The organism is Streptomyces sp. RLA012, from assembly GCF_056270325.1.
In genome coordinates this window covers 4,793,098-4,817,456 of sequence record NZ_JBWDPA010000002.1, presented here as the reverse complement: position 1 = coordinate 4,817,456, position 24,359 = coordinate 4,793,098, and the positions used below count along the sequence as shown (strand labels likewise).

21 protein-coding genes and 1 riboswitch are annotated in these 24,359 nt (G+C 70.2%); of the genes, 10 read left to right on the top strand and 11 right to left on the bottom strand.

Translation table 11 applies throughout. The annotated features are described in order from the left end of the window. Positions 1 to 286: 286 nt before the first annotated feature. On the bottom strand, positions 287 to 1,510 hold the full coding sequence (gene fahA / locus RV986_RS21860) for a fumarylacetoacetase (RefSeq protein ID WP_475919014.1): 1,224 nt from the start codon (positions 1,508 to 1,510) through the stop codon (positions 287 to 289). Positions 1,511 to 1,771: 261 nt separating this feature from the next. On the opposite strand from fahA, the gene RV986_RS21855 reads away from it, so the two are divergent. From RV986_RS21855 to RV986_RS21845, 3 genes are all read left to right on the top strand, one after another. Further along, complete coding sequence (locus RV986_RS21855) at positions 1,772 to 3,043, top strand: carboxylate--amine ligase (RefSeq protein ID WP_475919013.1); 1,272 nt, start codon at positions 1,772 to 1,774, stop codon at positions 3,041 to 3,043. 28 nt (positions 3,044 to 3,071) lie between these two features. Further along, positions 3,072 to 4,274, top strand: coding sequence for an FAD-dependent oxidoreductase (locus RV986_RS21850; protein WP_475919012.1), 1,203 nt, complete (start codon positions 3,072 to 3,074; stop codon positions 4,272 to 4,274). A gap of 302 nt (positions 4,275 to 4,576) precedes the next feature. Then, on the top strand, positions 4,577 to 5,488 hold the full coding sequence (locus RV986_RS21845; RefSeq protein WP_475919011.1) for an HAD family hydrolase: 912 nt from the start codon (positions 4,577 to 4,579) through the stop codon (positions 5,486 to 5,488). Here the strand turns inward: RV986_RS21845 and RV986_RS21840 are convergent. The 3 genes from RV986_RS21840 to RV986_RS21830 form a co-directional block, all read right to left on the bottom strand. Next, positions 5,472 to 6,197 carry a transglycosylase SLT domain-containing protein gene (locus tag RV986_RS21840; RefSeq protein WP_475919010.1) on the bottom strand — a complete coding sequence of 242 codons (726 nt, stop codon included), beginning with the start codon at positions 6,195 to 6,197 and terminating at the stop codon, positions 5,472 to 5,474. The two genes, RV986_RS21845 and RV986_RS21840, sit on opposite strands and share 17 nt — an antisense overlap. A 4-nt stretch (positions 6,198 to 6,201) precedes the next feature. Further along, positions 6,202 to 6,365, bottom strand: a riboswitch (cyclic di-AMP (ydaO/yuaA leader). Positions 6,366 to 6,634: 269 nt separating this feature from the next. Then, on the bottom strand, positions 6,635 to 6,958 hold the full coding sequence (locus RV986_RS21835; protein WP_475919009.1) for a hypothetical protein: 324 nt from the start codon (positions 6,956 to 6,958) through the stop codon (positions 6,635 to 6,637). Between the two features lie 677 nt (positions 6,959 to 7,635). After that, positions 7,636 to 7,962, bottom strand: a complete 327-nt coding sequence (locus RV986_RS21830) for a hypothetical protein (protein ID WP_475919008.1) — start codon at positions 7,960 to 7,962, stop codon at positions 7,636 to 7,638. Positions 7,963 to 8,462: 500 nt separating this feature from the next. Between RV986_RS21830 and RV986_RS21825 the strand changes: the two genes are divergently transcribed. The 5 genes from RV986_RS21825 to RV986_RS21805 all read left to right on the top strand — a co-directional run bounded on the left by RV986_RS21825 (position 8,463) and on the right by RV986_RS21805 (position 14,272). Beyond that, a complete protein-coding gene (locus RV986_RS21825; protein WP_475919007.1) occupies positions 8,463 to 9,473 on the top strand; it encodes a polyprenyl synthetase family protein in 1,011 nt (336 codons plus the stop codon). A 287-nt stretch (positions 9,474 to 9,760) separates the two neighbouring features. Beyond that, entirely contained in the window at positions 9,761 to 10,807 is a 1,047-nt protein-coding gene (locus RV986_RS21820) for a CHRD domain-containing protein (protein ID WP_475919006.1), read from the top strand. Positions 10,808 to 11,075: 268 nt separating this feature from the next. After that, entirely contained in the window at positions 11,076 to 12,332 is a 1,257-nt protein-coding gene (locus tag RV986_RS21815; protein WP_475919005.1) for a LolA family protein, read from the top strand. Between the two features lie 46 nt (positions 12,333 to 12,378). Further along, positions 12,379 to 13,377 carry an ABC transporter ATP-binding protein gene (locus RV986_RS21810; RefSeq protein WP_475924371.1) on the top strand — a complete coding sequence of 333 codons (999 nt, stop codon included), beginning with the start codon at positions 12,379 to 12,381 and terminating at the stop codon, positions 13,375 to 13,377. Continuing rightward, positions 13,364 to 14,272, top strand: a complete 909-nt coding sequence (locus RV986_RS21805; protein WP_475919004.1) for an ABC transporter permease — start codon at positions 13,364 to 13,366, stop codon at positions 14,270 to 14,272. Before RV986_RS21810 ends, RV986_RS21805 begins: the two co-directional genes overlap by 14 nt. Before the next feature lie 88 nt (positions 14,273 to 14,360). Here the strand turns inward: RV986_RS21805 and RV986_RS21800 are convergent, their stop codons facing one another. Then, positions 14,361 to 14,897 (bottom strand): DUF6668 family protein, encoded by a 537-nt coding sequence (locus RV986_RS21800; protein ID WP_475919003.1) that lies wholly within the window; start codon positions 14,895 to 14,897, stop codon positions 14,361 to 14,363. Positions 14,898 to 15,215: 318 nt separating this feature from the next. Here RV986_RS21800 and RV986_RS21795 point away from each other — a divergent pair, with 318 nt between their 5' ends. Further along, complete coding sequence (locus tag RV986_RS21795; protein ID WP_475919002.1) at positions 15,216 to 16,649, top strand: tetratricopeptide repeat protein; 1,434 nt, start codon at positions 15,216 to 15,218, stop codon at positions 16,647 to 16,649. Between the two features lie 147 nt (positions 16,650 to 16,796). Here the strand turns inward: RV986_RS21795 and RV986_RS21790 are convergent, their stop codons facing one another. From RV986_RS21790 to RV986_RS21775, 4 genes are all read right to left on the bottom strand, one after another. Continuing rightward, positions 16,797 to 17,744, bottom strand: a complete 948-nt coding sequence (locus tag RV986_RS21790; protein ID WP_475924370.1) for a M28 family metallopeptidase — start codon at positions 17,742 to 17,744, stop codon at positions 16,797 to 16,799. A gap of 150 nt (positions 17,745 to 17,894) precedes the next feature. Beyond that, the gene (locus RV986_RS21785; RefSeq protein WP_475919001.1) at positions 17,895 to 18,419 is read right to left on the bottom strand and encodes a VOC family protein; all 525 of its coding nucleotides are present in this window, start codon (positions 18,417 to 18,419) and stop codon (positions 17,895 to 17,897) included. Positions 18,420 to 18,562: 143 nt separating this feature from the next. Then, positions 18,563 to 19,495, bottom strand: a complete 933-nt coding sequence (gene rarD / locus RV986_RS21780) for an EamA family transporter RarD (RefSeq protein WP_475924369.1) — start codon at positions 19,493 to 19,495, stop codon at positions 18,563 to 18,565. 377 nt (positions 19,496 to 19,872) lie between these two features. Continuing rightward, entirely contained in the window at positions 19,873 to 20,727 is an 855-nt protein-coding gene (locus RV986_RS21775) for an SDR family oxidoreductase (protein ID WP_475919000.1), read from the bottom strand. An 89-nt stretch (positions 20,728 to 20,816) separates the two neighbouring features. Here RV986_RS21775 and RV986_RS21770 point away from each other — a divergent pair, with 89 nt between their 5' ends. Continuing rightward, entirely contained in the window at positions 20,817 to 21,257 is a 441-nt protein-coding gene (locus tag RV986_RS21770; RefSeq protein WP_475918999.1) for a winged helix-turn-helix transcriptional regulator, read from the top strand. A 22-nt stretch (positions 21,258 to 21,279) separates the two neighbouring features. Here the strand turns inward: RV986_RS21770 and RV986_RS21765 are convergent, their stop codons facing one another. Continuing rightward, positions 21,280 to 22,365, bottom strand: coding sequence for a 2-oxoacid:ferredoxin oxidoreductase subunit beta (locus tag RV986_RS21765; RefSeq protein WP_475918998.1), 1,086 nt, complete (start codon positions 22,363 to 22,365; stop codon positions 21,280 to 21,282). Then, positions 22,358 to 24,289: a 2-oxoacid:acceptor oxidoreductase subunit alpha gene (locus RV986_RS21760; RefSeq protein WP_475918997.1), complete on the bottom strand. Its 1,932-nt coding sequence runs from the start codon at positions 24,287 to 24,289 to the stop codon at positions 22,358 to 22,360. Before RV986_RS21760 ends, RV986_RS21765 begins: the two co-directional genes overlap by 8 nt. Positions 24,290 to 24,359: the final 70 nt, after the last annotated feature.

Sequence of the window (24,359 nt, the reverse complement as noted above, 5' to 3'; positions counted from 1 at the left end):
TGCGGTTTTGGACGGGAGGAGGGAAGATCTGCCACCGGTGGGGGCGCGGTGTGGGGCAGGGGTGCGTTAGTGGGTGCGGCGTGCGGCGTGCGGCGTGCGGCGTGCGGGGTGCGGGGTGCGGGGCCGACGGGGTAGGGGGTTCGCCCCCGCCGCCCTTACCCGTCCCGTCCCAGGGGCTCCGCCCCTGCACCCCGCGCCACCGAAACTGCCGTCCCGGCACCCCCCCCGCTTCGACCCGACCGACATCTCCCCCAAACCTCGGACGGTCCGAGGCTGGGGGTTGGGATCAGTGGAGGTTCGGTGCTGGGGTGATGCGGCCGCTTACCTCGCCCAGTGCCACGCGTGTGTCGCCGGGGCCCGGGGCCCAGGCTGTCAGGGTGACCTCGTCGCCGTCCTCCAGGAACGTTCGCTTGCCGTCGGGGAGTTCGAGGGTGTCGCGGCCGTTCCAGGTGAGTTCCAGGAGGGAGCCGCGCTCGCGCGCCGAGGGGCCGCTGACCGTGCCCGAGCCGTACAGGTCGCCGGTGCGCAGGGAGGCTCCGTTGACCGTCATGTGGGCCAGTTGCTGGGCGGCCGTCCAGTACATGGTGGAGAAGGGGGGTTCGGAGACGACGTGGCCGTTGACGGCGACGGAGATGCGGAGGTCGTAGCCGCCGGGCTCGTCCTCGGAGTCGTCCAGGTAGGGGAGGAGGGGGTGCGTGCGGGCCGGGGGTGAGACCCGGGCGTCGTCCAGGGCGTCGAGCGGGGTGATCCACGCCGAGACCGAGGTGGCGAAGGACTTGCCGAGGAAGGGGCCCAGGGGGACGTACTCCCAGGCCTGGACGTCGCGTGCCGACCAGTCGTTGAGGAGGCAGAGGCCGAAGACATGGTCGCGGAAGGAGGCGAGGGGGACGGGTGCGCCCATGGCCGAGGGGGCGCCGACCACGAAGCCGACCTCCGCCTCGATGTCGAGCCGGACGGAGGGGCCGAAGACGGGGGTGGCGTCGGAAGGGGCCTTGCGCTGGCCCGACGGGCGTACCACCTCCGTGCCCGACACCACGACCGTGCCGGAGCGGCCGTGGTAACCGATCGGCAGGTGCTTCCAGTTGGGCGTGAGGGAGTCGGCGGCGTCGGGGCGGAAGATCTGTCCGACGTTCCGGGCGTGGTTCTCGGAGGCGTAGAAGTCGACGTAGTCCGCGACCTCGAAGGGGAGGTGCAGGGTCACCTCGGACAGGGGGTGCAGATGGGGCGTGATGGTCTCTCGGTGGGCCGGGACCGTCACCCAGGCCGTGAGCGCGCGCCGTACGTCGGACCAGGCCGTGCGGCCCGCCGCGAGCAGCGGGTTCAGGGTGGGCCGTGCGAGCAGTTCGGCGTACGGGGAGCCGAGCGCCCGGGCGGTCGCGCCCGCGTCGAGGACGTGGTCGCCGAGCCGCACGCCGACACTCCGCTCGGACGCGTCGGCCCGGGAGAAGACGCCGTAGGGGAGGTTGTGCGGGCCGAAGGGATCGCCCTCGGGGACATCGAAGGGGGGCATCGGGTGGTGCCTCGCTTTCCGTGTGGTCGCGGCAAACGTTACGGGGGAGTGACGTGCGGTGGCAGCGCCCGAAGCGGCGCAGTGAGGTGGAGTGAGGCGCAGTGGGACATCGTGGCGGTACCAGAACAGTTGCCCTGCCCGTGCCTAAAGAGTTCGCAATGTCCGAATAGGCCTTGTCGGACGTGGCAATTCCGGCTTAGCGTCCTTTGGGGACACGGACGGGGTGGGTCCGGTCCGTAGGGGGGACACGTGGGGGAACCCGTGGCCAGGAACGCCAGCAGGGTGTCGATCGACGCCGACCGGGACGTTCCGGGTCTGATCGTGAAGTTCGGCGACTATCCGCTGCACCACGGCGGGGTGGGCGCCATCCGAAGCCTGGGCCGCCTCGGCATACCGATGTATGCGATCACCGAGGACCGTTACACGCCTGCCGCGGCCTCGCGCTATCTGTGCCGTGCCTTCGTCTGGCCGACGAAGGGCACGGAGGAGCCGGAGCGTCTCGTCGAGGGGCTGCTGCGGATCGGTCGCGGCATCGGGCGGCCGACGGTGCTCGTCCCGACGGACGAGGAGGCGGCCGTCCTGATCGCCGAGCACCAGGAGGAGCTGGGGGACCTTTTTCTCTTCCCGCGGGTGGACGCCAAGCTGCCCAGGAACCTCGCCAGCAAGCAGGGGCTGCACGAGCTCTGTGTGGAACACGGCATCCCCAGCCCGGCGGCGGCCTTTCCGCAGTCGTACGAGGAGATCGTCGCGTTCGCCGAGAGCGCCCGGTTCCCGGTCGTCGCCAAGAACCGCGAGGCCTTCGTGCGCCGCAGCCGGCCGGCCGTGAACGGGACGACGAGGATCGCGACCCGGGAGGGGCTGCTGACGCTCGCCCGGGACTGGGGGGATCAGCCGGGCGTGATCCTCCAGGAGTACCTGCCCAGGGAGGAGGCGGAGGACTGGATCGTGCACGCGTACTTCGACGCGGACTCGACGCCGCTCGCGATGTTCACGGGCGTGAAGGTCCGCTCCTGGCCGCCGCACGCGGGCATGACGGCGAACGCGTACGTCGTCGACAATCCGGAACTCGCGGACCTCGCCGCGCGTTTCATCAAACAGATCGGCTTCAGCGGCGTCATCGACCTCGATCTGCGCTTCGACCGGCGCGACGGACAGTACAAGCTCCTCGACTTCAACCCCCGGATGGGCGCGCAGTTCCGGCTCTTCGAGAACGAGTCGGGGATCGACGTCGTCCGGGCCATGCACCTCGATCTGACCGGGCGCACCGTTCCCGAGGGGGAACAGCGGGCCGGTCACCGATACATCGTGGAGAACATCGACCTGCCGGCCCTGCTCGCCTACCGGCGCAGCGGCTATACGACCCCGCACGCGCCGGCTCGCGCGAGTGGTACGGAGCTGGCCTGGCTCGCGGGTGACGACCTGCGGCCGTTCTTCACGATGCTCGCGCGCTTCGTGCGGCCGGGCGCGAAGCATCTGTATCAGCTGTGGCGGACCAACCGCCGCGGCAGCAGCACCAGTACGACCACGAAGTGACGGAAGAACGTCCTGGGGAGGGGACTTCGTGATTCATCCGGTAGCAGTCATCGGTGCCGGCCCGTTCGGCCTGTCCACCGCCGCCCATCTGCGGGCGCGCGGCATCCCGGTGCGCGTGTTCGGCGAGCCCATGGTGAGCTGGCGTGACCACATGCCCGAGGGGATGCTCCTCAAATCGACCCCGGCCGCGTCCAGCCTCGACGCCCCGCAGCGCGGACACACGCTCCTCGACTACTGCGACGCCGCGGGCATCCCCCGGCTCGTCACGGACGAGGACATCATCCCGGTCGAGACGTTCATCGCGTACGGCGAGTGGTTCCAGCAGAAGCTGGTGCCCGGGCTGGAGCGGGTGCGGGTCGTCTCCGTCGACCGCCAGGGCGGCGCGGGCTTCGAACTCAAGCTGGACTCCGGGGAGTCGTTCACGGCACGGGCGGTCGTCGTGGCCACCGGGCTGTACGGACTGGCCCATCTGCCGCCCGAGCTGCGCGGCGCGGCGGCGGACGGGCCCACACCCACCGGCCCCGTCTCGCACAGCTCCCAGCACCACGACCTCGGGCGGTTCTCCGGCAAGGAGCTGATCGTCGTCGGCGCGGGCCAGTCCGCCCTGGAGACGGCGGCGCTCGCGGCGGAGGCGGGCGCGCGGGTGCGGGTGGTGTCCCGGGGCCGGGGCAGGGTCGCCTTCGGCGCACCGCCCTGGAAGCAGCCGAAGCTGCGCCCCGAGTCGCCCTTCGGGCGTGCCTGGTCGTTGTGGGCGCTCAGCTACTACCCCCACCCCTACCGCTATCTGCCCGCCGAGGCCCGGCACTACCTGGTCCGCCGGGTGCTCGGTCCTCTCGGCGCGTGGTGGCTCCGTGACCGCTTCGAGGGCAAGGTCGAGGTCAGCGAGGTCTCCGGAATCGTCCGCGCCGACGTCTCCGACGGGCACCCCGTCCTGACCGTCCAGAGTCCGGACGGCCGGGCCGAGGAGCTCTCCGCCGACCATGTCATCGCCGCGACCGGCTATCGCGTCGACATCGCCGCGATGGACTTCCTGGGACATGAGCTGCGTACGGCGCTGGCGGTGAGCCGTGGCACCCCGAAGCTCGGCGCCGGGTATCGGTCCTCCGTGCCCGGGCTGTACTTCACGGGATTGCCGGCGGCGGCCTCGTACGGGCCGGTGATGCGCTTCGTGTGCGGTACGGAGTTCGCTTCGCCGCGGCTGGCCAAGCACTTGGCGGGCGCGCACGGGTGAGGCGACCGGGGCTGGTACGGCCGAGGGGCGAGGGCCTGCGGGCCACGCCCCGGGCCGGGCCCAATCTCGCATGGCATAGGTCGAGTTGGGATTCGGGCGGTCACGGTCGGTGGAGCCGCGTCATCCTCTGGAGTGACATCCCGCTCGGTTTTCCTCCGTACCGCCGGCTTCGCCGCGTGGGGGCGGAACGGGACCTCGTACGCCCGGTACGCCCCGTACGGTGAACGGAATTGCCGACGGGATACCGGACGTCGTCCGGTTCGCGCGGGGCCGAAGGGGCGTTCCATCCGTATTCTCTGATCATGGCCGCTCCCACCGCATATTCACTCATCGCCACTGACCTGGACGGAACGCTGCTGCGCGGCGACGACACCCTCTCCGACCGGTCCCGGGCCGCGTTGGAGAGGGTGACCGAGGCGGGCGCCCGGCACCTGGTCGTGACGGGGCGCCCGGCGCCGAGAGTACGACCGTTGCTCGACGAACTCGGCGGTGTGGGAATGGCGGTGTGCGGGCAGGGGGCGCAGCTGTACGACGCGGGGGCGGACCGTCTGCTCTGGTCGGTGACCCTGGACAGGGAACTCGCGGAGACGGCCCTCGGCAAGATCGAGGCCGAGGTCGGGCTGCTCTACGCCGCGGTCGACCAGGACGGCGTGGACGGGCTGACGCTCATCGAGCCGGGGTATGTGATGCCGCACCCCACGCTCCCGGCGGTGCGGGTGCGTCGCCGCGACGACCTCTGGACCGAGCCGATCAGCAAGGTGCTGCTCCGGCATCCCTCGCTGTCCGACGACGAGTTGGCCTCCGCGGCCCGGGGAGCGGTGGGCTCCCTGGCCACCGTCACCATGTCCGGGCCCGGCACTGTCGAACTCCAGCCATGTGGCGTGACCAAGGCGACGGGCCTTGCTCTCGCGGCGGCCCACCTCGGTCTGACGCCCGATGCCACGATCGCCTTCGGCGACATGCCCAACGACATCCCCATGTTCGACTGGGCCGCCCATGGGGTCGCCATGGCCAACGCCCATCCGGAGCTGAAGGCGGTGGCCGACGAGGTGACCCTGTCGAACGAGGAGGACGGGATCGCGGTGGTGCTGGAGAGGCTGTTCCCCATTGGATCCATCAGCCCCATCAGCCCCATCAGCCCCATCAACCCCATCAGCCCCCTCGCCCCTGTCCTCCCCGTCCACCCGGTCAGCACCGTCAGTAAGGCCCGTTGACGTTGTCGATCGAGCCGTAGACCTTCGCCGCGTAGTTGCAGGCGGCGGTGATGTTGGCGACCGGGTCGAAGGGGTTATTCGATGTTCCCGGCACGTGGTAGGCCTTGAATGTCGGGTCGATGACCTGGAGGAGGCCCTTCGAGGGGATTCCGGCCTTGGCGTTGGAGTCCCAGTTGTTGATGGCCAGCGGGTTCCCGGAGGACTCGCGCATGACGTTGCGGTGGATGCCGTTGTAGGTGCCGGGTATTTTGGCCCGGGCCATGATGTCCAGCGACTGCTTGATCCAGCCGTCGAGGTTGTTCGTGTACTTCTTCGCGGAGGCGGTCGTGGACCCCGCCGACTTGGTGCTCGGCTTTGTCGTCTTCTTGGTGCTTTGGATGGTTTTCGTACCCACGGTCAGGGTGAGACCCGGGCGGAGTGTCGTCGGGTCGGCGCCGATGACCGCGCGGTTGGCCTGGTACAGCTTCAGCCAGCCGCCGCTTGAGGGGTACTTCTTCGCGATCGAGCCCAGCGTGTCGCCCGCGACCACCTTGTACGTGATGAGCCGGACGTCGGTCGTGGTACTGGCGGCGGTGACGGTGGCGGCCTGGGCGCAGGTGGCGCCCAGGATCGGGAGAGCGAGTGCGACTCCGCCCATTCCCGCGGCGAGGATGCCGCGGTAAAGGAAGGTACGGGTCTTCGGGCAGCGGTCATTACCAGGTGCGGCCATGTCGGATTCCTCTCCGGCGCCTGCGAGGTGAGCTGTCGGGTTCGGACGGGAGCTGCCCGGCCGCACGGTGTGCGACTTAACCCCTAGCCGTTCCGGAGTCCGGATCGGCGGCTTACCTGGGTCCCCCGCTCCTGCCGCGCGTGTGTCTGGGTCGGGTGGGATTTCTCCGGGCGGCGGCAGGATTGGGCGGTCCGTCCGGATCGACGTGAACGTATGCGAGAGCACATGTCCGGAACAAGCCCTGATTTCCCGGTGTAGATCGCTATCACCTGCACAAACCGAGGGGGGAATTGCCCGATTCTTCCGGAAGGTGACGCTCAACTTGCCTTATGTAAAGGGAGAGTCATTAAGTGGGGGTGGGTCGGTCATGATGTTCGCGCGTGACCCAACTCACACAACCGGGCAGGAATAAAGCGGCAATGGCGGCAACTCGGGCATTACGGTTCGAGCGTCCAGGCCGCCGGGCCTTCGGGCGGGGCCGGGCGCACCACCCACACGGACAGATCCGTGTCGGGGTCGTCGTCGGGGAGCCGGCCCGCATTGGGCTTGAAGTAGAGGCCGTAGGCCCAGTATTCGGGTAGCTCGTGGCACATCCGGTCGGGATACGGGCCGAACTCGTGCCCCGCGTAAGCCCTGTTGATCCTCGCCACCGCTTCGGCCCGTGAGATCCCGAACCGGGTGACCATCTCGTCGGCCATCTCGCGGAAGTACGCGAGCATCCCCTCGTCGAGAGCCATCAGGAACTCACCGGTCCGCGCCATGCTTCTCAGGGTCGCCCATGGCGCCGGCAGAAGACCACCTCGTGGCCGTCTCGTGGCCGTCCTCGCGGATCAGTTCGTCGAAGGTGACGAACTCCCGTGCGCCGCGGCCGATTTCGGGGCGCGTCTCGACCCTCGCGTCCCAGGAGAGTTCAGGGCGGGTGCGGATGGATCGACCGCGTCGAGCGGGTGCTGTTGCGGTGGGGAGCTCACCCCGAGGGGCTCGGACTGCTCCGGCATCCCGAGGTGTTCGGGTGGTCCGGCTCCCCGAGGTGTTCGGGTGGTCCGGCTCCCCGAGGTGTTCGGGTGGTCCGGCTCCCCGAGGTGCTCGGGTGGTCCGGCTCCCGAAGGCGATGCCGGGGTCCGACTCCCTTGCCTGCAAAGGGAGTTCGAGGGAGCCACCGCCGGCCGGGTCCCAGGGGAAGCACGCCTTCGGGCCGGGTTGGGGCCAGATCCAGGGCCAGTACGCCGAGGGTGGAGTACTGAGGGTCGAGTGCCGAGGGTGGAGTGCCGAGGGTCGAAGGGCGTCGGGGGAGGGCCGGACCGTGTCGGCCACTCGGCGGCCGGGAAGGGAGGGGTACGTCGTCGCCGGAGGGCGCGCGTCAGCGTCTCGTGGGGGAAGCCGATCGGCGGGCTCGGAGGGGGACCTCGGTTCGGGTGCTGGTGCGGCCAGGGGTCGATCAGGGGTCGATCAGGGGTCGATCGGGCCGCGTACGTGATCCGGGAGAGGTGCTCGACCAGGCGTCGCGCCGTGCCGCGATGTGCGGGTCGTGTCGGCCGCCCACCGTCAGGACGGCCGCCCGGATCCCGTCGTACTCCTCGTACTCCTCGGTCTCCTCGTACTCCCGGGTCGGGTGGAGCAGCCACGTATGGATGAACGGGTTCCGGCGGGCGGGCGACGTGGGCGAGCGCCTTGGCGGCCCGGCCGTGCAGACGAAGGCCTTGAGCGGTTCGGGCGCGAGGGCCGCGATTCGCAGGGAGGTGAGGCCGCGCTCCCGCTGTACCAAGGGCGGGCGGTCTGCCCGTGGGCGTCCACCCGGATGGAGGCGTCGCCGTGGCCCGCGTATCAGGGGTGGCGTTGCCGGTCGTGGGGCGCGGTCGCGTCGGTGAGGCGGTCCGGACGAGCGATCCAAAGGTCGTCGTGAGTCGTCTCGTGGGGAAAGGACGTACGGATGTGCATGCTCATCGCGGTGTCCTCGTAGTCTTCGGTGTCCAGCCCTCCGGCGATTCGGTATATGCCTGGTCGTATCGCCCGATCGAGAACATACCGCTCGTGATCCGGAAACGCTCGGGCGCGGGACTGTCTGCCGCTCGGGGGACATCGGAGGGCCGGTGAGAGGGAAGTCGGGAGGAAGTCGACAGTGGGGACGGTGGGCGCTCGTGGTGATCGAAACGTGACCGGATACGCTGACTTGAGTGATGGCAGCGACACATCGACAAACCGTGTCATCGACCGAATGATCGACCGAGTTCGCCATGTGATCGTCAGCAGACAGGAGAACCTCTCGTGACCGTCGTCGGGCCGTTCGGGCTGAGCGTGCGGGACCAGGCTCTCGAAGCCGATGTCCAGGCCGGATTGGCGGCTGTGGAGGAGGGCTTGCTCGAAGTCACCAAGAGTGAGGTCCCCTTCATCACGGAGGCCGCGCAGCATCTTCTCCGGGCCGGCGGGAAGCGGTTCCGTCCGCTGCTCGTGATGCTCGCCGCGCAGTTCGGTGACCCGTACGCGCCGGGTGTCGTGCCCTCGGCCGTGGTCGTCGAACTGACCCATCTCGCCACGCTGTACCACGACGACGTGATGGACGAGGCCGACGCGCGGCGCGGGGTGCCCAGCGCGAACACCCGCTGGGGCAACTCGGTCGCTGTCCTCACCGGTGATTTCCTCTTCGCGCGCGCGTCGCACACGCTGGCCGACCTCGGGCCCGAGGCCGTCCGTATCCAGGCCGAGGCGTTCGAGCGGCTCGTCACCGGGCAGATCCTGGAGACGGCGGGGCCGCGCGACGGGCGCGACCCGGTCGATCACTACCTCGACGTGCTCGGCGGCAAGACCGGGTCGCTGGTCGCCGTGGCGTGCCGGTTCGGCGCGATGATGTCCGGGGCCGACGAGACGGTCGTGGACGTGCTGACGCAGTACGGGGAGCGGCTGGGCGTCGCCTTCCAGCTCGCCGATGACGTGCTGGACATCGCCTCCGACTCGCACGAGTCCGGGAAGACGCCCGGGACGGATCTGCGCGAGGGCATCGCCACGCTGCCGGTGCTGCGGCTGCGGGAGCGGGCGGAGCGGCTCGGTCTCGCCGAGGACATCGCGCTGTGCGAGCTGCTCGGCTCCGACCTCACGGACGACGACCGGCACGCCGAGGCGCTGGCGCTGCTGCGGGCGCACCCCGCGCTTGAGCAGGCTCGCCGGGACACCGTGCGCTACGCGGAGGAGGCGCGGGCCGCGCTCCTCCCGCTGCCGGAGTGCGACGCGAAGGCGGCGCTCGTGGAACTGGTGGACGCGGTGGTGCACCGGGCGGGTTAGGCCGCTACCGGGCGGGTCGGGACCGCTACCGGGCGGGTCGGGACCGTTACCGGGCGGGTCGGGACCGTTACCGGGCGGGTCGGACCGTTACCGGGCGGGTCGGGACCGCTACCGGGCAGGTCGGCTGCCCGGCGTCACGGGTGTGCCGACAGCCGCCTCCTCCCCGGGGCGGCTGGTGTGACGCAGGTCACATAGTTGGATTGAGTCCAGGTTCGGAATCTGTCCGTACTCAAGCATAGAAGCTGACGCAGGGGGTGTCAGCGGAAATACGGGGAGAAAACAGAATCATGGGATCGAATGCCACGTTCAGCAACGCGTCCTGGACCCGTCGCAAGAGCCTGACCCTGGCCGCTGTCGCGGTGGCCGCCGCGGCCGGTGTCGCCGCCGCCGTCATCCCGGCGGTCGCCGCAGTCGGCCACCACAGCGACCACAACGACCACAACGACCACAACGACATGACCCACTCGATGCCCGCCGACCAGACCATCGTCGCGCAGAGCGGAGTCGTCGGCGGCAGCGGCGGTACCATCCTCGCCACCAGCCTCCGCGGCGCCAACGAGGTGCCGGTCAAGGGCGGTCCGGCCGTCGGGGACAAGGACGGCGCGGCGCTGGAGTTCATCAAGGTCAAGGGCGACAAGGTGTCCGTCGCCGTGACCTGGCGCGGCACCGGCACACCGACCATGCTCCACATCCACCAGGGTGCCAAGGGCACCAACGGTGGCGTCAAGGTCGACTTCGGCAAGCTGCTCGGGAAGATCAAGGGCCACCATGTGGTCGGTACCGTGCAGGTCAAGGACACCGCCCTGCTGGCGCAGTTGAAGAACGACCCCGGTGCGTTCTACGCCAATCTGCACACCGCCGGGTTCCCGGGCGGAGCCGTCCGTGGCCAGCTCCACAAGGTCACCGGTTCCTTCGACTTCCGCGACGCCCTCGACAACTTCCAGGCGTCCGTGGTCAAGGGCAAGCAGATCTACCAGTGCAAGCCGGCCGAGGGCGGTGGCTACGCCTTCGCCCAGCGTGACGTCGCGGCCGTACTCGGCGGTGGCATCGTGCACACGTTCGTGAAGCCCAACTCCGGTACGCCGCAGTGGGTCGCGCCCGACCGCAGCGCGGTCACCGGGACGCTGATCTCCAAGACTCCGAACGGCGACAAGAACATCCCCGAGCTGGACCTCAAGGCCACCCAGTCCGGCAAGCACCGCGGTCTGCTGGCCGGCACGCAGGAGATCCTGCGGCTCAACACGGTGGGCGGCGTCGCCCCGGCCGGGTCCTGCACGCCGGGCACGATCGTGGGAGTGCCCTACCACGCGGACTACGTGTTCGTGCAGCGCTGACCCAGGGACCCGGATCCCTCCCGTGGACCGGCGGGTCGCCGGTCCACGGGCGGTGGTTTCCCCAACCCCTACGGGTCGGGGGAGCCACCGCCTTCCCACGTCATACCCCAGGAGTACGTGGAGTTGAGTCCGGGGTCTGACGCTTCTCGTCGGCCGATTTGGTCAGATTGAGAGCACCACTCCTCACCGGTTCGGGTGAGAATGGCGGCTATAGGGGTGGAGAAGTGCAGGACGGTAGGCCGCCGCCGACGACGGAGGTAAGGCACACATGGCACCGTACGAATCCGACAGGACCGCCGGGGCGGAAGGGCTGCGCGACGAGGCCGACGACGTCCGCGCCGGCCGGCGCAAGGCGGCTCGTTACGTCGTCCCGGTCGCAGTGGTGGGGGTGGCGGCCGCGACCATCGGGCTCGTCCCGGCGCTCGCCGACTCCGGCGACCCCAGCCTGCCGAAGATCACCGCACAGCAGCTCATCGAGAAGATCGCCAAGTCGGACGTCCAGCAGCTGTCCGGCACGGTCAAGGTCAGCACCGATCTCGGACTGCCCGGCCTGGGCGGACTGGAGAGCGGCATGCTGTCCGGCGCCGCGCAGGGCTCCGGCGGTTCCTCCGCCGACCCGCAGTCCAAGCTCCTGGAGCTGGCCTCCGGCACACACACCGTGCGTGTCGCCGCCGACGGCCCGGACAAGGCCAAGGTCTCCGTCCTGGACAGCGCCGCCGAGTACAGCGTCATCCACAACGGCGACGACGTATGGGCGTACGACAGCAAGTCGAACGAGGTGTACCACTCGACGGCCCCCGCAGCCGAGAAGGGCCAGGAGAAGGGCCAGGGGAAGGGGCGGGAGACGGCACCGGAGGATGTTCCGACGACGCCCAAGGATCTTGCCGACGAGGCCCTGAAGGCGGTCGACGACACGACCTCCGTGACGGTCGACGGCACGGCTCACGTCGCGGGCCGTGACACCTACAAGCTGCTCATCAAGCCGAAGCAGTCCGGGTCCACGGTCGGCGCGATCACCGTCGCGGTGGACGCGAAGACCGGAGTGCCGCTGAAGTTCACCCTGGTCCCGACGAGCGGCGGCGCGGCCGTCGTGGACGCCGGCTTCACCCAGGTCGACTTCGCCAAGCCGGCCGCCTCGACCTTCGACTTCACCCCGCCGAAGGGCGCGAAGGTCACCGAAGGCGATGATTCCACCGACTTCGGCGGCTCCGAGGCCCCGGAGTCCGCGCCGAAGCCCGGCGACCTCGGCCAGGGCCTCGACGGCCTGAAGACCATCGGCAAGGGCTGGAGCTCCATCGCCGAGTTCGACACGGGCGGCGAGGGCCTGCCCTCCGGCTCGTCGTCCGGCAACGGCGACGTCTCCGGATTCCTGGGCTCCCTCGGCGACCACGTCACCGGCAAGTTCGGCTCGGGCACGGTCTTCTCGACCCGCCTGGTCAACGCGCTGATCACGGACGACGGCAAGGTGTACGCGGGTGCGGTCACCAAGGACGCGCTGGTGAAGGCGGCCAACGCCGCCCAGTAGACCCGTACGGTGGAATCCCGTGCCCACAGGACGAATCGAGGAGCCCATGGAGGAACCGTCCGCCGCGGAGCCCGACCTGGTGGACGCGGGAGGCGCGGTGCCCGTCGACGACACGGCGATAGCCACCCGTGCGCTCACCAAGCGCTACCGCGGCGGACAGCTCGCCGTCGACGGTCTCGACCTGACCGTCCCGGCGGGCAGCGTCTTCGGCTTCCTCGGGCCGAACGGCTCGGGCAAGACCACCACCATCCGCATGCTGATGGGCCTGATCGAGCCGACCTCGGGCACCGCGCGGGTGCTGGGGCGGCCCATGCCCCGCGCCACCCGGGCCGTGCTTCCGCACGTGGGAGCCCTGATCGAGGGCCCCGCGCTGTACGGCTTCCTCTCCGGCCGCGACAACCTCCTCCGGTACGACGCCGCCGATCCGGCCGCCGACCCGCGCACCCGGCGTACGCGCGTCACGGCCGCCCTGGACCGGGTCGGACTGACCGCCGCCGCGGGCAAGAAGGCGAAGGCGTACTCGCTCGGCATGAAGCAGCGCCTCGGGCTCGCGGCCGCGCTGCTCCAGCCGCGTCGCCTGCTCGTCCTGGACGAGCCGACCAACGGCCTCGACCCGCAGGGCATGCGCGAGATCCGTTCCCTGGTACGGGAGCTGGCCTCGGACGGTACGACCGTCTTCCTCTCCTCGCACCTGCTCGACGAGATCGAGCAGGTGTGCACGCACGCCGCCGTGATGGCACAGGGACGGCTGATCATTCAGGGCCCGGTCGCGGAGCTCGCGGCGGGGGCGCGGGGCCGGCTCGTGGTCACCACCCCCGACCCCGGGGACGCGGCGCGCGTCCTGAAGGAACAGGGGGTGGGGGACCCCGTCGTCACCGATACCGGGGTGACGGCCGAGCCGCCCGACCACGACCGCGACCTCGCGGAGCTGAATGCCGCGCTGGTCACGGCGGGGGTCCGGGTACGCGGGTTCGGGGTGGAGCGGGCCTCGCTGGAGGACGCGTTCGTGGCGCTGACGGGGGAGGGGTTCGATGTCGCGGGCTGAAGTGACCTCCGCACTGCCGGAGGGACGGGGCGAGGCTCCGGCCGCCAGGAAGCCCAGTCCCCTCTGGACGTTCGGGCTGCTGCGCAGCGAGCTCGTCACCACCTTCCGGCGCTGGCGCACGATCGCACTGCTGGGCGTGCTCGCCGCCGTACCGATCCTCATCGGTGTCGCCATCAGGATCGAGACACGGGACGGCTCGTCGGCGGGCGGTGGAGGCGGCCAGGGGCCGGCGTTCATCACACAGGTCACCAACAACGGTCTGTTCCTGGTGTTCACGGCGCTCGCCGCGACGCTCCCGTTCTTCCTGCCGATGGCGATCGGCGTCATCGCGGGCGACGCGATCGCGGGCGAGGCGAACGCCGGAACCCTGCGCTATCTCCTCGTCGCCCCCGCGGGCCGGACCCGCCTGCTGATCACCAAGTACGCGACCACGATGACGTTCTGCCTGGTCGCGACCCTGGTGGTGGCGGTCTCGGCGCTCGCGGTCGGAGCGCTGCTCTTCCCGCTGGGCGAGCTGACGACCATCTCCGGGACACGGATCAGCTTCGCCGAGGGGCTCGGCCGGGCCTTGCTCATCGCGCTGGTCGTCGCCGCGTCACTGATCGGCGTCGCGGCGCTCGGGCTGTTCGTCTCGACCCTGACGAACAGCGGTATCGCGGCGATGGCGACCACGGTCGGCCTCCTCATCACCATCCAGATCCTCGACCAGATCCCCCAGCTCCACGCCCTCCAGCCGTACTTCTTCTCGCACTACTGGCTGTCCTTCGCCGACCTCATGCGTGACCCGGTGTACTGGCACGACCTGGTCCGCAACCTCGGCCTCCAGGGGCTGTACGCGGCGGTGTTCGGCTCGGCGGCGTGGGCGCGGTTCACGGTGAAGGACATCACGGCGTAGGACATCACGGCGTCGGGACAACGGCGCAGGCGTGACAACGGCGTAGGGGCGGTTACGGCGTAGGGGCGTCGCGGAGTTCTCGGCGGCTTCAGAGATGCTGCGCGGCACCGGTCAGACGGGCCAGCGCCGCCGTTTCGCGGGGCGGCCGGCCGGTGAGATCGCCGAGGCGCCACGCCGGTACCCACGGCACTTCGTACACGTCGATCGCCGAACCGATCACCTTGACGTGCTGGGCGAGTGGTCGGGGGAGCCGTCCGGGCGCGTCGGCGACCAGGACGACGGCGTCGAGGTCGAGCCCCGGGGGCGCGTCGCCCCGGCGGAAGATGTCCAGGGTGTGCGAGACGGCGTTCAGCCCGGCCGCGTGCGTACGCCCGACCAGGAGTACCGACGCCGGCTCCCCCTGCTCGGGCCGGGGCCAGTCCCGCCCCGCGTCGTGGCCTCCGAAGACCGCGACGAGCGTCGAGACACCGGCCCCGCCGTGCGTACCCACCCAGGCGAACCGTCGTGCGCCGGGGGAGTCGTGGCCGCCGGACGCGGAGTGCTGCGGCGGCTGCTCCGGTTCGCCCAGCGGCCCGCGAAGCCAGATTTCGGGCCCGTCCGCGCCCTGCCGTGCGCTCGCCTGCATAGCCGTTCTCCTCTGGTCGTGGGCTCGACGATCTCCGTGGCGTCCGGACAGGCTCGGGCCCGGTAACGGGGTGTGAGTTTCTGGGACGAGCCTGTGACGCTGTAGTGACGTGTGCGGTGGTGATGAGCCGAGAGACTTGACTGTATGTACACGACGTACGTGTCCAGATCTTGAGGCCGTGATCTCCCACGGACAAGGACGGCGGGCCGGTGCGTCCGGCACCCTGGCCGGTACTGAAGTGCTGAACGTGCGGAGGGGGACGAGGATGCGTACAAGGACGACGGCCGCGGTGGCGGATCGACCCGAGTGAGGGAACCGATGTCTCGACTCAGCCGCGATCAGAAGCGGGAATTCAAACGGCAGCACTCGGTGGTCGCCCCGGAGGCGACCCCGATCGAAGTACGGGTGCCCGTGCCCGCCGGAGGTTCCGGGGACGGAGCCACGATCGGCGGCATACCGGTCGTCCCCGCGCCCGGCGAGACCGTCCAGGCCGCCGTCCTGAACCATCTCCACCGCCACGCCCTGGCCACCGGCCGGACCGTACTCGCCTCGATCCACGACGAGCGGATCGGATTCGTCGTACCGCTTCAGGTGTACGCCGACGGGTCGAGCCGGTATGCCGGGGAGCCGGTGCGGGTGGGGCCCCCGGCCGACACGCCGTCGGTGGACGTGCTCCCGGTGGACGCGCTCCCGGTTCCGGCCGAGGCACCCCCGGTGCCGCTCCCGCCGCCCGCGCCGACCGCCCCGCCCGCGCCGCCGTCGGCAGTCCCGCGGCGGGACAGGGCGACCTCTGCGCTGCGGGCCGTGCCGGAGCCGGATCTGGAACCGAAGCCGCTGCCCGGTGCCGCGTCGACGCATGGGCCGCGGGCGGTGCCGGAGCGGGTGCCGGGTGTCGGCTTCGGCGACGTCGCGGCTCCGACGGGTGAGTTCGGCCCGCCCCCTGAGCTGCCCGGGAGCCCTTCGCCCCGGAGCCCTTCGCCCCGGAACCCGTCGCCCCGGAACCCGTCGTTCGGAAGTCAGCCGCTTGGAAGTCAGCCGTTCGGCGGTCAGGCGCTCGGCAGTCAGCCGGTGACTCCTGAGTGGCCGGAGCCCGCGCGCAAGGCCCCCGCGGTGGAGGCCATGTCCGTCGTCGGCTCCGAGCCCGAATCGGAGCCGAAGCCGACTCCCGCGCGGGGGTTCGACGCCGTCGCCGAGTCGGTCCTGGCACCGGTACCGACTCCGGGGGAGGAGGGGGCGCCGGAGTCGGAGGGCGCGGCGTTCCTCGCGGAGCCCGTGGCGCGCATCAACGAGGCCGTGAAGCAGGGCCGGATCGACGAGGCCGCGGGGATGGCCGAACGCGCCGGGGCGGAGGCCTCGCGGTCACTGGGGCCCGAGCACCCGGAGGTGCTGCGGTTGCGTGAACTGACCGCCTACATCGCCTACCTGGCCGGTGACCCGCTCCGGGCGTTCCATCTGTCGCTCGAACTCGCCCAGGCCCGCAGGCGGCACCGGGACCCGGACGCGGCGTACGGCAACGTGCAGAGCGCGGCGGCGGCCTGGCGCGCGGTCCGTGACCCCGCGCAGGGACTGAACCTGGGGCGTGACCTGATCACGCTGTGGACGGAACTCGTGGACGACGGCGGCCCCGCCGCCGACGACCTCGACCAGCTGGATTCGGCCCGCACCCGCATGACCCGCCTCGCGGACCGTGCCCGCGCCAAGGCGCTGGCCGACAACCCGTACACCCAGAGCCCGCCCGCCCACGGCCACTGACGCGGGAGGGCGGGCCCTGGATCTGGCCTTCTAGGACTCCTAGACCTCCTAGGACTCCTAGACCTCCTAGGACTCCTAGACCTCCTAGGACTCCTAGACCTCCTAGGCCTTCTAGACCTCCTAGACCTCCTAGGACTCCTAGGTCTTCTAGGAGGACAGCCCCCACACCGCGTACGCCAGCGCGTCCGCGTTCCGGTTCAGCGCCGTGTCGTTGATGTTGGACGACGTGTCGCAGGAGGCGTGGTAGCAGCGGTCGAAGGCCTGGCCGGACGTGCCGCCCCACTTGGCGGCCTGGGCGGCCGTCTTGATGTAGTCGGCGCCGCTGAAGAGACCGCCGACGGGGATGCCCACGTTCTTGAAGGGGGAGTGGTCCGAGCGGCCGTCGCCCTCGGTCTCCGGCTCCGTCGCGATGCCGACGCCCGCGAAGTAGTTCTTGAAGGTCTTCTCGATGGTCGGGTCGTCGTCGTAGACGAAGTAGCCGGGGTTCGGTGAGCCGATCATGTCGAAGTTCAGGTAGCCGCTGATCTTCGAACGGTTCGCCGCGGTCAGGTTGTTCACGTAGTACTTCGAGCCGATCATGCCCAGTTCCTCCGCGCCCCACCAGGCGAACCGCAGATGCTTGGTGGGCTGGTACTGCGCCCGGGAGACGGCGAGCGCGGTCTCCAGGATCGCGGCCGACCCCGACCCGTTGTCGTTGATACCGGGTCCCGCCGTCACGCTGTCGAGGTGCGAGCCCGACATGACGACCTGGTTGGTGTCGCCGCCGGGCCAGTCGGCGATCAGGTTGTACCCGGTGCTGCCGGAGGACGTGAACTGCTGGAGGGTCGTGGTGAATCCGGCGGCGTCCAGCTTGGCCTTCGCATAGTCGATGGACGCCTTGTACCCGGTGCGGCCGTGCGCGCGGTTGCCGCCGTTGGCGGTGGCGATGGACTGCAGCTGGGCGAGATGGGCCTTGACGTTGGCCACGGGGATGTCGGGCGCGACGGCCGCCGCGGTGGGGGCGGGCGCCGCGCCGACTATCGCGCCGGTGGTGAGAAGCGTGACGGCCGCGACGACGGAAGCACCGGTGGCACGCCCGGGAACGGAGAGCTTCATGTGGGGGGCTCCGAATTCCATGGGGATTCCAGGGGAATTCCACAGTGAATGGGGTGCCTGATGGTGTTTCTGAGGCTGACGTTCCGTCAAGAGCGCAATCCGGTCAGATGAGTTCACGGAGCGAACACCAACCTGTGGGGTGACCGACGCTCAGTGCACGCAGAACTCGTTTCCCTCCGGGTCGGCCATCACCACCCACCCGCCCGCCGGTTCCTCGACGTGGCGCAGAACGCTCGCGCCGAGCCCCTCCAGCCGGGCGACCTCGTCCACGCGCCGGCCCTCGCCCCGGTGCAGGTCGAGGTGGAGCCGGTTCTTGGCCGTCTTCGGTTCCGGGACGCGCTGGAAGAGCAGGCGCCGCCCGAGCCCGGCGCCGCGCTCCTTGTCGTACGGGTCGTCCGGATGCCGTACGGCGATCAGGTCCCGGAAGGCCGGGCGGCCGTGGAAGTCGACGGTGGCCTCGGCGGGCAGGGCGCCGAGCTCCAGCAGCCGTTCGACGAACGCGCTGTTGTCCTCGACCTCGTAACCGAGCGCGGCGGCCCAGAACTCGGCCTGGGCATGCGGGTCGAAGGCGTCGATGACGAGCTTCCAGTGCACGGGCGTCGGTGCGGGTGCGGATCCCGGCGTGGGCGTGGGCTCCGAAGCGGATCCCGGTGCGGGTGTGGGCGTGGGCGTCATGGCAACCACTCATAGTGGTTACGTGAGCGAGCGTGCAATGGAGGCGTCCGGGCCGACTTTGGTGTCGTACGACGGGAAGCGGTTCCGCTTCGACCCGGGCGCGCCCTGTCCGGAACTGCTGACGACGGGCGGGGCAGGGCTCCCTACGGCTTGGCCTCCACCACGGTGTCCGCGCTCCGCGGCGCGGTGACGCCGCCCCCGCCGCTCGCGCCGCGACCGGTGGCGGCAGCGGCTCCGAGTGTGCGGGCCGCGCGCCGTGCGGTCCGCAGCGCGTCGAAGGTGAGCAGCGACAGCGCGAGCCAGACCAGCGCGAACCCGGCCCACCGGTCGGGCGGCATGGCCTCGTGGAAGTAGAGAATGCCGAGCAGGAACTGGAACACGGGGGCGAGGTACTGCAGCAGCCCCAGCGTGGACAGCGGCACGCGTATCGCCGCCGCGCCGAAGCAGACAAGGGGGAGCGCGGTCACCACACCCGTCGCCGCGAGCAGCGCCGCGTGCCCCGCACCCTCCGTGGCGAAGGTCGCGTGGCCGCTCGAACCCAGCCACAGCAGATACCCGAGCGCGGGCAGGAACTGGACCGCGGTCTCGGCGGCGAGCGACTCGATCCCGCCCAGGTTGAGCTTCTTCTTCACCAGCCCGTAGGTGGCGAAGGAGAAGGCGAGGGTGAGTGAGACCCACGGCGGCCGGCCGTACCCGATGGTGAGGACGACCACCGCGGTGAGGCCGACACCGACCGCCGCCCACTGCGTCGGGCGCAGCCGTTCCTTCAGGAGAAGCACGCCCATGGCGATGGTGACGAGCGGGTTGATGAAGTAGCCGAGGGAGGCCTCCACCACGTGCTCGCTGTTCACGGCCCAGATGTAGACGCCCCAGTTGACCGTGATCACGGTCGCCGCGACGCTGATCAGCGCCAACTTGCGCGGCTGGCGCAGCAGCTCCCCGAGCCATGCCCAGCGCCGCATCACCACCAGCGCGACACCGACCACGGCGAGGGACCACACCATCCGGTGGGCGAGAATCTCGATGGCTCCGGCGGGCTTGAGCAGGGGCCAGAAGAGCGGGACGAGCCCCCACATGCCGTACGCCGCGAAACCGTTCAACAGTCCGATGCGCTGCTCGCCCTTGGCGGTCTGGACCTCCGTAGGGCCGGCGGAACTCCTGCCGGAACCCGCGGTCGCGCCGCTCGCGCCGCTCGCGCCGCTCGTGCCGCTCGTGCCGCTCGTGCCGGAACCCGGACCCGCGGTCGCGCCGCTCATGCCGGAACCTTCGGAGCCGGTCGCCCCATCGAGCTCTTCGCCTGCTGCACGGCCACCGGCCCTTCCTCTCGCCCGGCTGCTCCCGCGCAGCCTCCAAGAAGGTAGCGCCGAGCACCCCCGCCTGTCATGCCCGTATCGCTATACGGTCATGACAGGCGGAGGTGCGGAGGCGACGGCGCCCGGGGCCCTAGGGGGAGTCAGCCCTTGAGCGCCGCCGCGATCGAGTCGGCGATCGGCGTGGTCGGACGGCCGGTCAGCCGCGACAGGTCACCGCTGGTGCCCGCCAGCTCGCCCTTCTCGATGGACGCGTCCACGCCCGCCAGGATTGCGGCGAAGGGCCCGGGCAGTCCGGCGCCGGTCAGGATGCCCGTGAACGCCTCGACGGAGACGGGGTTGTAGGCGATCTCCTTGCCGGTCTGCCTGGCCACCTCGGCGGCGTACTCGGCGAAGCCCCACGCGATGTCGCCGCCGAGCTCGTACGTCTTGTTCTCGTGGCCCTCGCCGGTCAGTACGGCCACGGCGGCGGCCGCGTAGTCGGCGCGGGCGGCGGAGGCGACCTTGCCGTCACCGGCGGCCTGGGTCACGGCGCCGTATTCGAGGACCGGGGCGAGGTTCTCGGTGTAGTTCTCGTTGTACCAGCCGTTGCGCAGCAGCGCGTAGGGGACGCCGGACTCCAGGATCGCCTTCTCCGTGCCCTTGTGGTCGTCGGCGAGGGCTGCGGTCAGGCCGCCCGGGGCGCTGGTGTACGCGAAGAGCGCGACCCCGGCGGCCTTGGCGGCGTCCAGGACGACCTGGTGCTGGGCCACGCGGCCCTTGTCGAACTCGTTGCCGGAGATGAGCAGTACCTTGTCGCCGGCGGCGAAGAGGGTCCCGAAGGTCTCGGGCTCGTTGTAGTCGGCGACCGCGATCTTCACGCCGCGGGCCGCGAAGCCGGCGGCCTTCTCCGCGTCGCGGACGACGGCGGTGATCCGGTCGGCCGGAACCTTCTCCAGCAGCCCTTCGATGACGTGGCTACCGAGGTGTCCGGTGGCGCCGGTGACGACGATGCTCATGGCTCAACTCCTTGTGGGGTGGGTCTGCCACTAACCCTAGGGGGTGCGCTAACTCTGTGAAAGTACCCACTTTGGAGTAAGGTACTGACATGGGAGTAAGTGCCAAGGCATCCACCAGCAAGACCCCGGCCGTCTCCGAGACCCCGGCCGTCTCCAAGTACGACAGCGGCGAGGCGAAGTGCCCGTACCGCCTCGTCCTGGAGCACGTCACCAGCCGCTGGGGCGTGCTCGTGCTGATCGAGCTCCTCGATCGCCCCTATCGGTTCAGCGAGCTGCGTCGTGCCATCGGCCGCGTCAGCGAGAAGATGCTCACCCAGACGCTCCAGACCCTGGAGCGCGACGGCCTCGTCCACCGCGACGCGAAGGCCGTGATCCCGCCCCGCGTCGACTACTCCCTCACCGACCTCGGCCGCGAGGCCGCCGAGCAGGTGCGTGCGCTGGCCGCCTGGACCCAGAACCGGATGGACGACGTGGAGAAGTCCCGCCGCACGTACGACGAGGCCCGGGCGGCAGCCACCCGGGCCTCGTGAACTCCTCGAACGGTCGGGTCGCTCAGCCGACGACCGTCCAGGTGTCCCCGCCCGCGAGGAGCGTGGCGAGGTCGCCCTTGCCGTTCTGCTCGATGGCCGCGTCGAGCTGCTCGGCCATCTGGGTGTCGTAGACCGGCCGCTCCACGGAACGGAACACGCCGATCGGGGTGTGGTGCAGGGTGTCCGGGTCGGCCAGCCGGGACAGCGCGAAGGCCGTGGTCGGCGACGCGGAGTGCGCGTCGTGGACCAGGATCCGCTCCTCGTTCTCCGGGGTGACGGTGACGACCTTCAGGTCACCGGTCAGCTGATCCCGTACGACACCCTTGGCGCCGTCCGTGCCGAAGCGGATCCGCTGCCCGTGTTCGAGGCGGATGACCGCTTCCTGGGCCTGCTTCCTGTCCTTCAGCACGTCGAAGGCGCCGTCGTTGAAGATGTTGCAGTTCTGGTAGATCTCCACCAGCGCCGTGCCGGGGTGGGCGGCGGCCTGGCGCAGCACGTCGGTGAGGTGCTTGCGGTCGGAGTCCACGGTTCTGGCGACGAAGGAGGCCTCCGCGCCGATGGCCAGGGACACCGGGTTGAAGGGGGCGTCCAGGGAGCCCATCGGCGTCGACTTGGTGATCTTGCCGACTTCGGAGGTGGGCGAGTACTGGCCCTTCGTGAGCCCGTAGATCCGGTTGTTGAACAGCAGGATCTTCAGGTTGACGTTGCGGCGCAGGGCGTGGATCAGATGGTTGCCGCCGATGGAGAGGGCGTCGCCGTCTCCGGTCACCACCCACACGCTCAGGTCCCGCCGGGACGAGGCGAGCCCCGTCGCGATGGCGGGGGCGCGGCCGTGGATGGAATGCATGCCGTACGTGTTCATGTAGTACGGGAAGCGGGAGGAACAGCCGATGCCGGAGACGAAGACGATGTTCTCCTTGGCGAGGCCGAGTTCGGGCATGAAGCCCTGGACGGCGGCCAGGACCGCGTAGTCACCGCAGCCGGGGCACCAGCGCACTTCCTGATCGGACTTGAAGTCCTTCATGGACTGCTGGGCCTCGGCCTTGGGCACCAGAGTGAGCGCCTCGATCGTGCCCGAGCCCTCCGTGGACGTGGTCGTCTCAGCCATCGATGGCCTCCTTGAGCGCCGTGGCGAGCTGTTCGGCCTTGAACGGCATGCCGTTGACCTGGTTGTAGGAGTGCGCGTCGACCAGGTACTTCGCCCGGACGAGCGTGGCGAGCTGGCCGAGGTTCATCTCGGGGATCACCACCTTGTCGTAGCGCCTCAGCACGTCACCGAGGTTCTTCGGGAAGGGGTTGAGATGGCGCAGATGGGCCTGCGCGATGCTCTCCCCGGCCGCCCGCAGCCGGCGTACGGCCGCGGTGATGGGGCCGTAGGTCGAACCCCAGCCCAGGACCAGGGTGGTGGCCTGGCCGGAGGGGTCGTCGACCTCGGTGTCCGGTACGTCGATGCCGTCGATCTTGGCCTGCCGGGTACGGACCATGAAGTCGTGGTTGGCGGGGTCGTAGGAGATGTTGCCCGTGCCGTCCTGCTTCTCGATGCCGCCGATCCGGTGCTCGAGCCCCGGTGTGCCCGGGATCGCCCAAGGGCGGGCCAGGGTCTGCGGGTCGCGCTTGTAGGGCCAGAAGACCTCGGTGCCGTCCTCCAGGGTGTGGTTCGGGCCCTGCGCGAACTGCACCCGCAGGTCGGGGAGTTCGTCGACCTCGGGGATGCGCCAGGGCTCGCTGCCGTTGGCCAGGTAGCCGTCGGAGAGGAGGAGGACGGGGGTGCGGTAGGCGAGGGCGATCCGCGCCGCTTCGAGGGCGGCGTCGAAACAGTCGGCCGGTGTGCACGGGGCGACGATCGGGACCGGGGCCTCGCCGTTGCGTCCGTGCATCGCCTGCAGCAGGTCCGCCTGCTCCGTCTTGGTCGGCAGACCGGTGGAGGGGCCGCCGCGCTGGATGTCGACGACCAGCAGGGGCAGTTCGAGGGAGACGGCGAGCCCGATGGTCTCCGACTTCAGCGCCACCCCGGGCCCCGAGGTCGTCGTGACGGCCAGCGAACCGCCGAAGGCCGCACCCAGCGCCGCACCGATGCCCGCGATCTCGTCCTCGGCCTGGAAGGTGCGTACACCGAAGTTCTTGTGCCGGCTCAGCTCGTGCAGGATGTCGGAGGCCGGGGTGATCGGGTACGAGCCCAGATAGAGGGGCAGGTCCGCCTGCCGGGACGCGGCGACCAGGCCGTACGACAGGGCCAGGTTCCCGGAGATGTTGCGATAGGTGCCGGTCGGGAAGGTCTTGGAGGCCGGCGCGACCTCGTAACTGACCGCGAAGTCCTCGGTCGTCTCACCGAAGTTCCAGCCCGCCCGGAACGCGGCGATGTTCGCGGCGGCGATGTCGGGCTTCTTGGCGAACTTGGCCTTCAGGAACTTCTCGGTTCCCTCGGTCGGCCGGTGGTACATCCAGGACAGCAGGCCCAGCGCGAACATGTTCTTGCTGCGCTCCGCCTCCCTGCGGGACAGATCGAGCTCCTTGAGGGCCTCGATCGTCATCGTCGTGAGGGGGACCGGATGGACGGCGTATCCGTCCAGCGAGCCGTCCTCCAGGGGGTTCGCCGCGTAACCGACCTTCGCCATCGCCCGCTTGGTGAACTCGTCCGTGTTGACGATGATCTCCGCGCCGCGTGGCACGTCGCCGATGTTCGCCTTCAGGGCCGCCGGATTCATGGCCACCAGCACGTTCGGCGCATCGCCCGGCGTGAGGATGTCGTGGTCCGCGAAATGCAGCTGGAACGAAGAAACGCCCGGCAGGGTGCCTGCGGGCGCTCGGATCTCGGCGGGGAAGTTCGGCAGTGTGGAGAGGTCGTTGCCGAAGGACGCCGTCTCGGAGGTGAAGCGGTCGCCGGTGAGTTGCATACCGTCACCGGAGTCGCCCGCGAACCGGATGATCACCCGGTCGAGCCGGCGAGTCTCTTTCGCCCCCGCCGGTTTGCGCTGTTCTCCTACGACGGCTCCGTCGGCCTGCTCCGCTGGGCTACTGACCTGGCTGGTCACTTAACTGGACCTCCTTCGAGGCGGCTGTCTGGGAGCGGCCCTCCCGCAGGCCTTCCCAGGATCAACCCTA